Genomic DNA, 14,112 nt, shown 5'->3' with positions numbered 1-14,112 from the left:
CGGAACTTGTCAGGTAGCTACGGCGCGAATCGGTACCCCATGCCGGCCTCCGTCAACAGATGCACAGGATTGGCGGGGTCGCGCTCTAGCTTGCGCCGCAGCTGCGCCATATAGACGCGCAGGTAGTGTGTTTCCTTGGCATACGCCGGCCCCCACACCTCGGTCAGGATTTGCTGCTGGCTGACAAGCCGGCCGGGATTGCGCACCAACAGCTCCAGGACACTCCATTCGGTGGGCGTCATCCGCACCGGCGCACCCCCGCGCTGCACCAGCTTGTTGGCCAGGTCAACAGTGAACTCCGCCGTCTCTACGAGCGGTTCGGCCGCCTGCGGACCTGCCCGACGGGTGGCCGCGCGCAGCCTCGCCAGCAGTTCATCAAGCCCAAACGGCTTCGTGACGTAATCGTCGGCTCCGGCGTCGAGCGCCTCGACCTTGTCGTGCGAACCGTGCCTGGCAGAGAGCACGATAATGGGCACCTCGGTCCAGCCGCGTAGTCCGGCAATCACATCCAGCCCGTCCATGTCGGGAAGCCCCAAATCAAGGACGACGACGTCAATCGCCTGGGTTTGTGCCGCCGCCAATGCAGCGGTTCCGTTAGAGGCCGGAACCACCGTATACCCGTGGGCATGCAGATTGATCTGGAGGGCGCGCAGGATCTGGGGTTCGTCATCGACGATCAAGACTGTGCTCACGGCTGGGCCCTCACTCTTCCGGTGGACAGTGGCATGCGGATGATCATGGTCAATCCGCCGCCGGGAGTTTGTTCGGCTTCTAGGATGCCACCCATGATCTCGGTGAAACCTTTCGCAACGGCCAGCCCCAGCCCCACACCGGTGCCGCCCTGCGGACCGTAAGAGACGTCATCGAGGCGTTGGAAGGGTTTGAACATGGCCATGACATCGGCTGCCGGGACACCCTTGCCATGGTCCACTATGCGCAATTCGCTGGCGGGGTGGCCGTTGATGGTGGCGCTGCCACTGCCGCCAATGGAGCCAAGGACCGTGATGGAAGAGTCCGGAGCATATTTGATGGCGTTTTCAACGATGTTGGCGATCACGCGTTCCAGTAGGCCCGGATCAGCCTCGATGGGTGGCATATTCGCGGGTAGTTCGCTATGGATTCGTTCTTGCGGGAGTCCGTGCAGCGCCGCTGGAAGCACCTCTGTCCAGGTCACGGGTCCACTCACGGGACTGACTATCTCAGCGCTGAGCCGGGACATATCCAACAAGTTTCCAACGAGGGCGTCCATTTTGTCCGTGTAATGTTCAATGGTTGCCAACAGTTCGGCCTCGTCTGCATCCGAGAACTCCACTTCGGTTTGCCGCAGGCTACTTACGGATAACTTGATGCCGGCCAGCGGGGTGCGCAGATCGTGGGAGACAGCCCGCAGCACGGAGGTGCGGATCTTATTGTCTTGGGATAGTTGGATATTTTCCCGCTGTGTCAGGGTCAACGCTTCCCGTTGCTCCAGCGCCATCAAGTGGGCACCAAAGGCACTGAGCAGCCTGCGGTCACTCGCCGGCAACACCCTCCCGCTGAGCCCCAACAACCACCGCTCCGAAATTTCTTCAACATTCTCGGCCTCGTTCGGGGTGGCCGGCGGGCTCTCCCCTACTGAGGCCTCCGCCCGCCATGTGGATAAGTCGCTGCCGTTGCCACTAAAGAGCACCACAGATGTCATGGCGAAGTGGTCACGGACCTGCTCCAAGAACACCTGAACGGTGTCTTGAGAGGCCAAGATTCCGCGGGCCAATTCACTCAACGTTGCGGCCTCAGCACCGGCTCGCGTGGCTTCCCGCGAACGCCTGGCTGACTGGTCCACGGCGAGCGCCACGGCCACCGCCACCAGCAAGAAGATAACTAGTGCCAGCAGGTTCTCGGGGTCATTGATGGTCAAGGTTCTCACCGGCGGGGCGGAAAAATAGTTCAACAAGAGCGTGCCCCAAACCGCTGCCACAATGGCTGGCCACAGCCCACCCACAAGCGCGACTGCAATGGTGGCTGCCAATTGGATGACCATGGTGGTTTGCAGGCTCAGTGGCCCCGTGCCCACTTGCACGGCAATAGGCAGTACAGCGGCCAAAACGAAGCCCAAGACCACCCGTTTTTTGTTAATCTCGCTACGGTTGCGCATGCGCTTGGTGGTGGCGCCCAAGGGGTGCGGGACCATATGGACGTCAATATCGCCGGCGTTACGCACCACCATTGCCCCAATGCCGGGCCGTGCCAAAACGCCCAGCAGTGGCTTGCGCCGGGAGGTTCCAATGACGATTTGGGTTGCGCCCACGTTACGGGCGAATTCCAACAGGGCTTGTCCGGGGTCATCGCCTCCTACGGAGTGGTAGGTTCCGCCAAGATCGGTGACGAGTTGACGTTGGGTCTCCAAGGCGGCCGGGGCGCTGCCGCTCACTCCGTCCGAGCGGGGCACGTGCACAGCCAGAAGTTGCCCTCCACTGACCCGGCTCAAGATCCGGGCCGCACGGCGCAATAGGACTTCCCCTTCAACACCACCGGTCAAGCCAACAACCACCCGCTCCCTGATGGGCCAGCTGGTTTCAATGCCGTGGCTCTGGCGGTATTGTGCAACACCTTCCTCCACACGGTCCGCCAGCCACAGCAGGGCCAGCTCACGCAGCGCCGTCAGGTTTCCCAGCCGGAAATAGTTAGCCAATGCGGCATCAACTTTGTCGCTGGCATAGATTTTTCCCACACTCAGGCGTTGGCGCAGCAGCTCCGGGGCAATATCCACCAGCTCGATCTGTTCGGCCCGGCGCACAATGTCATCGGGGACGGTTTCTTGCTGCCGCACACCGGTGATGGTCTCCACCACGTCCCCCAAGGAGGCAAGGTGCTGAACATTCAGGGTGGAGTAGACATCTATCCCGGCTGCCAGTAACTGTTCAACATCCTGCCAGCGTTTGGAGTTGGCAGATCCTGGCACATTGCTGTGCGCATACTCATCCACCAGCGCCAAGGCTGGACGCCGCGCAAGGAGGGCCGCGACGTCGAGCTCTTGGAAGTCTGCGTCCCGGTAGGGGATGCACACGGTGGGCAACACTTCTAGGTTTCCCACCTGAGCACGAGTTTGGGCCCGTCCGTGGTCCAAAATGATGCCCGCCACCACATCTATCCCTGCCGCGGCTTGGGCGCGGCCCTCCTCCAGCATGGTGTAGGTTTTGCCCACACCGGGTGCCGCGCCCAAGAAAATCCGTAAGATACCCCGTGCCATAGCGCCTATTCTCGCAGTACCTTAGGGATTCGTCCGCGCTTGAAGAAGTGCGGCGTTCAACGTGGTGGTGTTGACCGAGGGCTGACCTAAGAAACCAAGCAAGGCATTGTTAGTATTTGCCCTGATAAGTTCACTTACCGTGGACTCCCCTAGCCCTGTTGCTCTAGCGACCCGTGGGCGCTGCAGCTGCGCATAGGCTACGGAAATCTGCGGATCTAGTCCGGAGCCGCTGGCCGTCAGTGCATCAAGGGGAATGGTGCCGGGTGTCACTTTTTCCCGGGCAGCCACCTCGGCCCTGTTCGTCTCGATGGCCTCCATCAACGCTGGTTGGTTCGGTCCTAAGTTACTGGCTGAGGAACTCCCCGCATCCCACGCCACAGCGGAGGGCCGGGGGTAGAAGAATTCCTCTCCCGTGACGGGCTGGGCAAGCAGCGAAGACCCGGCAGCTTTCCCATCAACGGAGACGATAGAACCATTGGCTTGGGCCGGAGCAATGAGCTGGCCCAGCCCGAAGACCAGTGCCGGGTAGAGCAAACCCAGGACCACTGTGGTGCATAACAGGAAGCGCAAGGCGGTAAATAGTTGACGTCCGTAGGCGTTCATAGTGCTAACCAATCGTCGAGATGGCAGAAAGAACAAGGTCAATGAGCTTGATACCGATGAACGGGGCAATCATGCCGCCCAGCCCGTATACCAGTAAGTTCCGAGATAGCGCCTGAGCTGCGGACACCGCCCGGTACTTCACCCCGCGCAGCGCCAGCGGCACCAGCACCACAATGATCAGGGCGTTGAAAATCACGGCCGAGAGAATGGCATTCTGCGGGGAGGACAGTCCCATAATGTTCAGCAGCCCCAGTCCTGGGAACGTGGCCGCGAACAGGGCAGGGACAATGGCGAAGTACTTTGCCACGTCGTTGGCCACCGAGAACGTGGTCAGCGAACCTCGGGTGATAAGCAACGCCTTACCAATGCCCACAATGTCGATCAGCTTGGTGGGATCGGAATCCAGGTCCACCATGTTGGCCGCTTCCTTGGCCGCACTCGTACCCGAATTCATGGCCACACCCACATCCGCGGCGGCCAAAGCCGGCGCATCATTGGTGCCATCTCCTGTCATCGCCACCAGACGCCCGGACTCCTGCTCCGCTTTGATGACGGCCAGCTTGTCCTCCGGGGTGGCTTCAGCCACAAAGTCATCCACGCCGGCTTCGGCCGCAATGGCCGCTGCCGTGATCTTGTTATCCCCGGTGATCATGATGGTCTTAATGCCCATGGCCCGAAGCTCGGCGAACCGTTCCTTCATACCGGGTTTGACCACATCCGCCAAATGAATAACACCCAAAATTTGGGCGCGCTCGCCGTCATAGCTGGCCACCAGCAGCGGGGTGCCACCGGTTCCGGAAATATTTTCCACCGCCTGGTGGATTTCCGCCGGCAAGGATCCACCGCGCTCACTGACATAGCGTTCGACGGCGGATCCGGCACCTTTGCGGACCTCCCGGACGGTGCTGCCCGGGTTGGCCAAGTGGCCTACAGGCAGGTTGAGCCCGCTCATACGAGTGGTGGCGCTGAACTCTATAACTTCAACATCGGCACTGAGCGCCTGCGTGGCGCCGAGTGCACCAGAGTCAAGCCTTTCAGATCCGCCATCAGTTGGGAAGTCGGCCAGTTCCACAATGGAGCGGCCCTCAGGGGTTTCATCGGCCAAAGAAGATAATCTGGCGGTTTCGATCAGCTGGTTGGCGCTGATGCCGTCAGCCGCAATGAATGCCACGGCCCGGCGGTTTCCGTACGTGATGGTACCGGTCTTATCCAGCAACAACGTGGTTACGTCCCCGGCTGTTTCCACAGCCCGTCCGGAAGTAGCCAGCACATTGCGCTGGATAAGCCGGTCCATGCCAGCGATGCCAATGGCCGGCACCAATGCCCCAATAGTGGTGGGAATCAGGCAGACCACCAGGGCTACCAAGACCACGGGGCTGGGCAGGGCGTTGGCGAACGCGGACATGGGTGCCAGGGTCATGATGGCCACCACGAACACGATGGTCAAGGAGGCCAACAGCACGTTCAGCGCAATCTCGTTGGGTGTTTTTTGCCGGGTGGCGCCCTCGACGAGGGAGATCATCCGGTCCAGGAACGTTTTGCCACTGGCTGCAGTAATACGCACCACAATCCGGTCCGAGAGCACCATGGTCCCGCCCGTGACCGAGCTCCTATCCCCGCCAGATTCGCGGATGACAGGTGCTGATTCGCCCGTAATGGCGGATTCGTCAACGCTGGCCAGGCCTTCGATGACGTCGCCGTCGCTGGGGATCAGTTCCCCGGCCACAACAATCACCACGTCCCCCACCACCAGGTCGGTGCCGGGAACCATTTCTTCGCTGTAGCGCTGCTGAGTATCTGCGAACTGGCCGGCGGGCACCAAAGCCGAGCTCCGGCGTCGTGCCATGACAGAGGTGCGAGCTGAACGCAGGCTGTCCGCCTGGGCCTTGCCACGGCCCTCGGCAATGGACTCGGCCAGGTTCCCAAACAGCACGGTCAGCCACAACCAGACTGTGACACTGACAGAAAACACAGCTGTGGAGGAGCCCAGGATGAGCTGTTGGATGCTCACAGCTGTGCACAGGATGGACCCGATCAGCACGGTGAACATAACAGGAGAATGGATCATGAGACGCGGGTTGAGTTTGGACAACGCCAAGGGCAGCGCCGCACGGAGGGTGGTTAGATTCATTTGAGCAGTCCTTCAGCAGCCGGGCCCAAGGCGAGCGCCGGGAAGTAAGTGAGTGCGGTGAGGATCAGCACAACTGCGCCAAGTAGCACCGCAAAGAGCGGACCGTGTGTGGCGAGGGTGCCGGCAGTATTGGGGATCTTGCGTTGCTTGGCAAAGGAACCGGCCAGGGCCAGCACCAGGGCGATCGGCAGGAACCGGCCAAAGAACATGGCTAGTGCCAACATGGTGGCCAGCGCCGGACCGGAGCTGGTGATGCCACCAAAGGCGGAACCGTTGTTATTCGCTGCCGAGGTGAAGGCGTACAGGACTTCGCTGAAGCCATGCGGTCCCTCGGCCGGGGCGGCAGCGGCGAGCGCAGGAATCGAGACGGTGATGGCCGTTCCCAGCAGCACCAGTGTTGGGGTGACCAGGATGTAAATGGCGACCAGTTTCATTTGCGCGGCGCCCACCTTCTTGCCCAGCATTTCCGGGGTTCGTCCCACCATGAGCCCACCGATGAAGACGGCCACTACTGAGAGCACCAGCAGCCCGTAGAGACCCGAGCCCACGCCGCCAGGAGCAATTTCGCCCAGCATCATGTTCACCATGGCCAGTCCACCTGCCAAGGGCGGCAGGGAATCGTGAGCGGCGTTGACGGCTCCGGTTGAGGTCAGCGTGGTGGCGGTGGCGAACAAAGCAGTTCCGTTGGCACCGAACCGTTGCTCAAGGCCTTCGCCCAGACTGGTTCCGGTCCCGGCGAATGCGGCAAGCGCCCAGCCCATCAGTGCCGTTGATATGATCCAGAACGCGGCCATGACACTAAGAAGCGTGTAGCCCTGGCGTTTGTCACCCACCATCCGCCCGTACATGGCAGGTAAGGAGAACGGAATCAGCAAGATCAAGAACACCTCAAAGAGGTTGCTAAGAGCATTGGGGTTTTCAAAGGGGTGGGCGGAGTTGGCGTTAAAGTAGCCGCCACCGTTGGTGCCTAGGAGCTTGATAACTTCCTGGGAGGCAACGGGACCGCCGGGAACGGTTTGCTGAGCGCCCGTGACAAGGGTGTGGATGTCGGTGCCGCCCCAGTTTTGCACAACGCCGGTGATGATTAGTACCAGGGCGCCAATGATGCTGATGGGCAGCAGTACCCTCAGGGCCCCGCGGGTTAGATCAACCCAAAAGTTGCCCAGGTTAGAGGTTTGGGCGCGCACCAGCCCTCGGATCAGTGCAACCACGACAGCCAGACCCACGGCGGCGGAGAGAAAGTTCTGCACGGCCAGGCCCAGCATCTGTACCCCGAAGCCCAGGGTGGTTTCCGGTGCGTACGTCTGCCAGTTGGTGTTGGTCACAAACGAGACTGCCGTGTTCATGGCCACCCAGGGATCAACGGAGCCTAGGCCCTGGTTGAAGGGCAGCACACCTTGGAGCAGTTGGAACAAGAACAACACCACGATCGAGACCACACTAAAGGCCAACAGTGAGCGCAGATATACCTTCCAATGTTGGTCTGCTTGAGGATCTACACCTGAGAGTCTGTACAGACCGCGCTCCACGGCCAGGTGCTTGTGGCTGCTAAACGTTGCCGCCAAATATTTGCCCAGTGGTTGATGCAGGGCACCGAGAGCCACTATGAGCACAGCGATTTGGGTGGCCAGCGCGAAAGCGTTAAGTTCCATGGCCGCGTTCACCACTTCTCGGGCCGGATGAGGGCCGCGAGCAGGTACACCAGCAGCCCCAGTCCCACCAGCCCCAAAATAATCCATGTAACCAATTCCACTTTTCAGTTCCCCTTTTGCAGTGTGCGTTGATGTCTGCATCTATCGCACACCCAAGGAACGCTCCCAGCGCCTGTTTTTACGGGTTCTTAACACCGTCCCGAGGATTCTTGACGGCTTCCTGATCATCCCCGCTTTGCAACTGCACCCCATATGCCTAGCAATGGTGCGCAGCTCCAATAGTGGCGCACCATTGCCAGGCAAACGGCACGCACCAGTGGTGGTGAGCTACGCCGAGAACCCGCCGTCAGCCTTAATCAGCTGCCACTCACCCAGCGCCCGCCCGGGGAGAGCAGAAATGCCACGGTGGGCGCCACATCGGCGGGAGTCCCGAGCCGGCCACCGGGCTGCATCGCAGTGAGACTGTCCTTGGTGGCCGCATCCATCCAGCCGGTGTCCACGGGGCCGGGGTTGAGCACATTGGCACTGATCCTCTGCCCGCCCAACTCCCTTGCGGCAGCAATGACAATCCGGTCCAGAGCCCCCTTCGAGGCGCCGTATGGCAGGTTGAACGCTGTGTGGTCGCTGGTCAGCGCCACGATGGCACCGCCGTCAGCTGTGGCTTGGCGGGCAAATGCCGCAATGACCTGCCAACCGGCCCTTGCATTGACGGCGAAGTGACGCTCAAAACTCTCCAAACTGGTGTCCAGAATCCCGGAATCCACCGACTCGCAGTGTGAGAGCACCAGACCAGCCAACGTCCCCACGTCTTGCGCAATCTGCGCCATGAGAAGCCCGACGGCGGCCGGCTCCCCGAGGTCCGCCGGCAGGGACCACACAGTGGCTCCCGCGGCTTCGAGCTCGGCGGTTAGCGCGGTCACGTCATCGGTCTGGACACCCCAGGGCATGCGTTCGTCGTAAGGCTGCCAGTAGTTCAAGACCAAGTCCCAGCCGTCCGCCGCGAGCACCCGGGCAATGGCTGCACCAATCCCGGCGGTTCGGCCAACACCGGTAATGAGCGCTGTTTTCCTTTTCATCCCGATAGCCTACGCTGGCTGCGGTGTGCCCCGGCGTGTGCGAAAACAAACGCGATAGCTTGTAAGTAGTCCACTATTGGTATGCGAAAGGCAGTCATGAGCAGCTCACAGCCCACCCCCAACCCCGGTTTCGTCCCTGGCCGTGTGACGCGCAGAGCTGCCGCTCCCGCAGGGAAACCAGGCTCGGTTCCGGTGCGGCCCGCCACAGGAGTTGGGGCCGGGAAAGCTGGGAAGGCTGGACAGAGGCCTGTTCCCGCCGCGGCGAAGAAGCCGGATACGGCGTCCATCAGTGCCGCCATCCGCACGGCCGCTGAAGCTGCGAAGAAACGTGTCCTGGCAATCACCAACGCCCATGTGGTGCCGGTGGAAGGCGAGCCTTTTGATGGCACCGTATTAGTTGAGGGCGGGAAGATTTTGGCCTTGGGCGCCTCCCTCCAGGTGCCGGAAGGCGCCGATGTGGTGGACGCCAAGGGCCAGTGGCTGCTGCCCGGCTTTATCGATGCGCATGTGCATCTGGGCATGGACCCCGAAGGCGAGCTGGGCGCCACAAGTGACGTCAATGAGATGACCAACCCCGTCATGGCAGGAGTCCGCGCCGTTGACGCCGTGGATCCCTTTGACCCAGGCTTTGATGACGCTCTAGCCGGTGGCATCACCACCGTGAACGTGAACCCGGGCTCCGGCAATCCGATTGGCGGACTAGCCGTGGCCCTCCACACGCATGGGCGTTACATTGAGGAAATGGTGCTGCGCTCCCCCAGCGGCCTGAAATCTGCGCTCGGGGAAAATCCCAAGGGCGTGTACGGGGAGAAGAAACAGACTCCCTCCACCCGGTTGGGTACGGCGTTGGTCATCAGGCAGGCGTTTATGGAGGCGCAGAACTGGCTGGCCAAGCCGGAACCGCGCCCCCGCGACGCCCACCTAGAGGCCTTGGCCATGGTGCTGCGCCGCGAGATTCCTTGGCGTCAACATTGCCACCGCGCGGACGACGTTGCCACCGCGATCCGGCTGGCCGATGAGTTCGGCTATGACCTAGTTATTGACCACGGCACCGAGGCGCATATTTTGGCTGACGTGCTGGCCGTCCGCGGCACGCCCGTGTTGATTGGCCCGTTGTTCACCAGCAAGTCCAAGCCGGAATTGCGCGCTCGTTCCCTTGCCAATCCGGGGAAGCTGGCGGAGGCTGGTGTGGAGATTTCCATCATTACCGATCACCCCGTGGTCCCCATCAACTTTTTGGTCCACCAGGCCACCTTTGCGGTGCGTGAGGGCCTGGACCGGGTTACCGCGCTGCGAGCCATCACTATCAACCCGGCGCGCGTGTTGGGCCTGGCGGAGCGGATCGGCTCGCTGAAGGTGGGCAAGGACGCGGACCTGGTGCTGTGGAGCGGTGACCCCTTGGACGTCATGGCGCGTGCCACGGCCGTGTTCATTGCCGGTAAACCCGTCTACACGTACGACGCCGTCACCCGGGTAGCTGCCGTGGCGTCCCGCGGGTAGCCGGAGCTGTAGGGGACGGCAGAGCTGTTGGGGAGGTGAATCTCCTAGGACAGCAAACCTCTTAGGTCAGCAAAAAGCGCTGGCCCACACCCCAGGACGGGTGCGGGCCAGCGCTTTTTTACTGGGCCTGTGCCCGTTCTGGCACTTAGGCCGGCAGGTTCAGGACTGCACCGGTGAAGATCAGGTCGGGGTGGATCACAGTGTCCACATTGGCCTGGTACAGCTCTTCCCAACCGCCGGTGATATTCAACTTCTCGGCGATGATGCTGAGGGTATCGCCGGATTCAATGGTGTAGGTCTCACCGCTGAGCGCCACCTGGGCTACGGGTGCCTGCTCAAGGGGAGCCTGTTGCACGGGTGCCTGCTGAAGTGGAGCCTGTTCCACCGGGGCCTGCTCAAGTGGTGCCTGCTCTACCGGGGCCTGCTGCAGGGGTGCAACATCGGAGGATTGCGCGGCCACCGGAGCAGGGGCTGGCGGCACGGCTGCGGGCGAATACGCCGCTCCGCCGCCTCCGCTCAGACCAAGCTGGGCGGCGCACGCGGGCCATGCGCCCCAGCCTTGGCCGGCCTGTACGTTTTCGGCAACCGCAATCTGCTGCTCCCGGGAAGCACTTTCCGGAGCGCCTGAACCACCAAAGGCGGCCCAAGTACTAGGTGTGAACTGCAGCCCACCGGAGAAACCGTTGCCGGTATTGATGGCCCAGTTGCCACCGCTTTCACACTGTGCCAAGGCATCCCAAGTACTGCCGTCAGCAGCGTTCGCACCTGTTCCAGCTATGGCCAAACCACCGCCGGCAATGGCGCCAACGGCGAGCACACGGGCAATGTTGCGAGTAATTTTAGTATTCTTCATCGATGCGTTCTCCCGAAGGCCACCTGCGCTCCACCCGTCCCCGGACATCTACACGCCACCGTCCAACCTATAAATATGGAGGTTGTTTCCGTAGCCTTCCGCATGACGGTGTGCGGTGTAGGAAGGCCCGGGCAATCGTGGGGGCAAAGCTGCCACCCGCCCCGTAGGGCATAACCCACCATAAAACGATATGCAATCGATACGCAAATCAGGAAACTGTTACCTTTTCGACATACTTTCCCGCAGATAGTTAGTGTATTCAGGGATTCAACTCCTCTTGGCTGCCTGTGCCTGCCTGCCGATCATCCCGCCCACAACGGCAGAAACGCTCCCACACTTTTTAAGTGCGGGAGCGTCCCTGAATTAAGCCCCTAACCTGCGGGACCGTCTGGTGTGGTGGCTAGCGGACGGTGGCTAGCGGCTATCCCAGCGTGTTCAGTGCCTGCTCCAGGTCTGCGAGCAGGTCCTCGATGTCTTCTATTCCCACCGAGAGACGGATCAAGTTCACGGGCACTGCCAGCTCGGTGCCCTTGACGGAGGCGTGCGTCATCTCGGACGGGTAGTTCATCAGCGATTCAATACCGCCTAAGGACTCCGCGAGGGTGAACACGCGGGTAGCTTCGGCCACCTTCCGGGCCGCAGCTTCCCCACCCTTGAACTGCACTGAGATCATGCCGCCAAAACCCCGCATCTGCTGCGCTGCCAGCTCGTGTCCTGGATGTGAGGCCAGGCCCGGGTACAGCACGCGTTCAACCTCAGCCCGGGTGAGCAGCCATTCGGCAATGCTCTGGGCGTTGGAGCAGTGCCGGTCCATGCGCACACCGAGCGTCTTGAGTCCGCGCGTGGTCAACCACGCCTCCATCGGCGCGGAAACCGCACCTACCGCGAACTGCACAAAGCCGATCTTCTCGGCGGCCTCGGGATCGGAAAGAATGATGGCCCCGCCGGAGGCATCCGAGTGTCCGCCAATGTACTTTGTGGTGGAATGCACCACCACATCGGCGCCCAGTGCCAGCGGATTTTGCAAGTAGGGGGACGCGAAGGTGTTATCCACCACCAGCAGCGCTCCGGCCTCGTGGGCCACCTGCGCAAGCGCGGCAATATCGGTGATTTTCATCATCGGGTTCGACGGCGTCTCCACCCAGATCATCTTCGTCGCACCTTCGGGGCCGCCGGCGGCAACAGCGCCAGCCAGCGCCCCGGCGTCGGACATGTCAACAGCAGCGTTGCTGATGCCCCACACGGACAGGACCTTGTTGATGAGCCGGTAGGTGCCGCCGTAGACGTCGTTGCCCATGACGATGTGATCCCCCGGTACCAGCAGCGCCCGGATCAGGGCGTCCTCGGCGGCCAATCCCGAGGCGAAGCTGAACGCGAACTCCCCGCCCTCCAGTGCTGCGAGCTGGGCCTGGAGCGCGTCACGGGTGGGGTTGGTGCCGCGGCCGTATTCATAACCATTGCGCAGCTTGCCGATCCCGTCCTGGGCGAACGTGGTGGTTTGGTACAGCGGCGGGATGACGGCGCCCGTGGTGGGATCGGGGGTCTGTCCGGCGTGGACGGCGCGGGTGTTGAAGCCTTCAGTCATGGTCTTGTTCCTTCGTCTGGAAATGGTCAGTCGTTGAGGTAGTTCAGCAAATCGTGGCGGGTCAGCACACCCACGGGCGCACCAACAAAGGTGACCATGAGCGCATCTACGTCCTGCAGTTTGGCCCGGGCAGCGGAGATGGGCTCCAAAGATCCGATGATGGGTAGTTGCGGCTGCATGTGTTCGGTGATTTTATCTGTCAGTTTGGCTTCGTGCCGGAACAATTTGCCGGTCAGTGTGCGTTCATCCACCGCGCCAAGCACTTCCCCCATCACCACGGGAGGTTCGGCCGAGAGCACGGGGATTTGGGAGACACCGTATTCGGCCATCAAGTTGATGACGTCACGGACGGTCTCGTTGGGGTGGATATGGACCAGATCCGGTAATTGGCCCGTTTTGGCTTTGAGCACGTCGCCGATAGCGGGTTCATCGGTGACTTTCAAGAAGCCGTACGACTGCATCCAGGCATCGTCAAAGATCTTCCCCAAGTAGCCGCGGCCACTGTCCGGCAGAAGCACTACGACGACGGACCCGGCTCCCAGCCCCTTCGCCACTTCCAGCGCGGCCACCACTGCCATGCCGGAGGAACCTCCCACCAGCAGGCCTTCTTCTCGGGCCAGGCGTCGGGTCATGGCAAAGGCGTCATTGTCGGAGACCGCGATGATCTTGTGCGGGACGGACGGGTCATAGGAGTCGGGCCAAATGTCCTCGCCCACCCCCTCCACCAGGTAAGGCCTTCCCGTGCCTCCGGAGTAGACGGAGCCTTCCGGATCGGCACCGATGATCTGGACCTCACCGCCGTCGGCCTCGGCACGGTGCGCAGAAACTTCGCGGAGAAAGCGGCCCGTTCCGGTGATGGTGCCGCCGGTACCCACGCCGGCCACAAAGTGGGTGAGCTTGCCTTCGGTGTCGCGCCAAACCTCCGGGCCGGTGGTTTCATAGTGACTCAACGGGCCGTTGGGGTTGGAGAACTGGTCAGGTTTGTAGGCTCCCGGGATTTCCGTCACCAAACGGTCGGAGACGCCGTAGTAGGACTGCGGGGAATCGGCCGCCACCGCAGTAGGTGTCACCACCACCTCCGCCCCATAGGCCGCCAAGACTGCGCGTTTGTCCACGCCCACCTTGTCCGGGACTACAAAAACGCACTTGTAGCCGCGCTGCTGCGCCACCATTGCCATGGCCACGCCCGTGTTGCCGCTGGTGGGCTCCACCACGGTACCGCCGGGCTTGATTTTGCCTTCCCGCGCAGCCTCGTCCAGCATTTTCACGGCAATGCGATCCTTGGCCGAGCCGCCTGGATTCAGGTATTCCAGCTTGACCAACACTGTGGCCTCCAGCCCCGCTGTCACCTTGTTCAGTTTTACCAGCGGGGTGTTGCCAATCAGGTCAAGGACAGAGTTCGCGTACTTCATAGCTCCAACGTAGACCCCGCGGGAGGAAGCGGCCAAGGAACATTACTCCCGGGGGCATTTTGGATAATAAA

At 61.6% G+C, this 14,112-nt stretch carries 10 protein-coding genes and 1 pseudogene; 1 reads left to right on the top strand and 10 read right to left on the bottom strand.

Annotated features, from left to right (window positions below):
* Positions 1–17 precede the first annotated feature (17 nt).
* The 7 genes and pseudogenes from CVS29_RS06305 to CVS29_RS06275 all read right to left on the bottom strand — a co-directional run bounded on the left by CVS29_RS06305 (position 18) and on the right by CVS29_RS06275 (position 8,691).
* Positions 18–692: a response regulator gene (locus tag CVS29_RS06305; RefSeq protein WP_110105493.1), complete on the bottom strand. Its 675-nt coding sequence runs from the start codon at positions 690–692 to the stop codon at positions 18–20.
* Positions 689–3,229 (bottom strand): DUF4118 domain-containing protein, encoded by a 2,541-nt coding sequence (locus CVS29_RS06300; protein ID WP_110105492.1) that lies wholly within the window; start codon positions 3,227–3,229, stop codon positions 689–691. The genes CVS29_RS06305 and CVS29_RS06300 overlap by 4 nt, the downstream gene beginning before the upstream one ends.
* Positions 3,230–3,250: 21 nt before the next feature.
* Positions 3,251–3,832, bottom strand: a complete 582-nt coding sequence (kdpC, locus tag CVS29_RS06295; RefSeq protein ID WP_110105491.1) for a potassium-transporting ATPase subunit KdpC — start codon at positions 3,830–3,832, stop codon at positions 3,251–3,253.
* Positions 3,833–3,836: 4 nt separating this feature from the next.
* On the bottom strand, positions 3,837–5,963 hold the full coding sequence (gene kdpB / locus CVS29_RS06290) for a potassium-transporting ATPase subunit KdpB (RefSeq protein WP_110105490.1): 2,127 nt from the start codon (positions 5,961–5,963) through the stop codon (positions 3,837–3,839).
* Entirely contained in the window at positions 5,960–7,615 is a 1,656-nt protein-coding gene (gene kdpA, locus CVS29_RS06285) for a potassium-transporting ATPase subunit KdpA (protein ID WP_110105661.1), read from the bottom strand. The genes kdpB and kdpA overlap by 4 nt, the downstream gene beginning before the upstream one ends.
* Before the next feature lie 8 nt (positions 7,616–7,623).
* Positions 7,624–7,716 carry a K(+)-transporting ATPase subunit F gene (gene kdpF, locus CVS29_RS06280; RefSeq protein ID WP_211315095.1) on the bottom strand — a complete coding sequence of 31 codons (93 nt, stop codon included), beginning with the start codon at positions 7,714–7,716 and terminating at the stop codon, positions 7,624–7,626.
* A 226-nt stretch (positions 7,717–7,942) separates the two neighbouring features.
* Positions 7,943–8,691: pseudogene (locus tag CVS29_RS06275) on the bottom strand (SDR family oxidoreductase).
* Between the two features lie 96 nt (positions 8,692–8,787).
* Here CVS29_RS06275 and CVS29_RS06270 point away from each other — a divergent pair.
* A complete protein-coding gene (locus CVS29_RS06270) occupies positions 8,788–10,191 on the top strand; it encodes an amidohydrolase (RefSeq protein WP_110105488.1) in 1,404 nt (467 codons plus the stop codon).
* Positions 10,192–10,336: 145 nt separating this feature from the next.
* Here the strand turns inward: CVS29_RS06270 and CVS29_RS06265 are convergent, their stop codons facing one another.
* The 3 genes from CVS29_RS06265 to CVS29_RS06255 form a co-directional block, all read right to left on the bottom strand.
* On the bottom strand, positions 10,337–11,044 hold the full coding sequence (locus CVS29_RS06265) for a LysM peptidoglycan-binding domain-containing protein (RefSeq protein ID WP_110105487.1): 708 nt from the start codon (positions 11,042–11,044) through the stop codon (positions 10,337–10,339).
* 421 nt (positions 11,045–11,465) lie between these two features.
* Entirely contained in the window at positions 11,466–12,653 is a 1,188-nt protein-coding gene (locus CVS29_RS06260) for a cystathionine gamma-synthase (RefSeq protein ID WP_281268037.1), read from the bottom strand.
* A gap of 2 nt (positions 12,654–12,655) precedes the next feature.
* Positions 12,656–14,041 carry a cystathionine beta-synthase gene (locus CVS29_RS06255; RefSeq protein WP_110105485.1) on the bottom strand — a complete coding sequence of 462 codons (1,386 nt, stop codon included), beginning with the start codon at positions 14,039–14,041 and terminating at the stop codon, positions 12,656–12,658.
* Positions 14,042–14,112: the final 71 nt, after the last annotated feature.

The organism is Arthrobacter psychrochitiniphilus (assembly GCF_003185915.1).
GTDB classification, from domain to species: domain Bacteria; phylum Actinomycetota; class Actinomycetes; order Actinomycetales; family Micrococcaceae; genus Specibacter; species Specibacter psychrochitiniphilus.
The sequence above is the reverse complement of the archived record's forward strand: the minus strand, read 5'-3'. Positions and strand labels throughout refer to the sequence as shown.

Coding starts and splice junctions, on each gene's coding strand:
- CVS29_RS06270 (WP_110105488.1), top strand. CDS start 8,788: ATGAGCAGCTCACAGCCCACCCCCAACCCCGGTTTCGTCCCTGGCCGT.
- CVS29_RS06265 (WP_110105487.1), bottom strand. CDS start 11,044: ATGAAGAATACTAAAATTACTCGCAACATTGCCCGTGTGCTCGCCGTT.
- CVS29_RS06300 (WP_110105492.1), bottom strand. CDS start 3,229: ATGGCACGGGGTATCTTACGGATTTTCTTGGGCGCGGCACCCGGTGTG.
- CVS29_RS06255 (WP_110105485.1), bottom strand. CDS start 14,041: ATGAAGTACGCGAACTCTGTCCTTGACCTGATTGGCAACACCCCGCTG.
- kdpC (WP_110105491.1), bottom strand. CDS start 3,832: ATGAACGCCTACGGACGTCAACTATTTACCGCCTTGCGCTTCCTGTTA.
- kdpA (WP_110105661.1), bottom strand. CDS start 7,615: ATGGAACTTAACGCTTTCGCGCTGGCCACCCAAATCGCTGTGCTCATA.
- kdpB (WP_110105490.1), bottom strand. CDS start 5,963: ATGAATCTAACCACCCTCCGTGCGGCGCTGCCCTTGGCGTTGTCCAAA.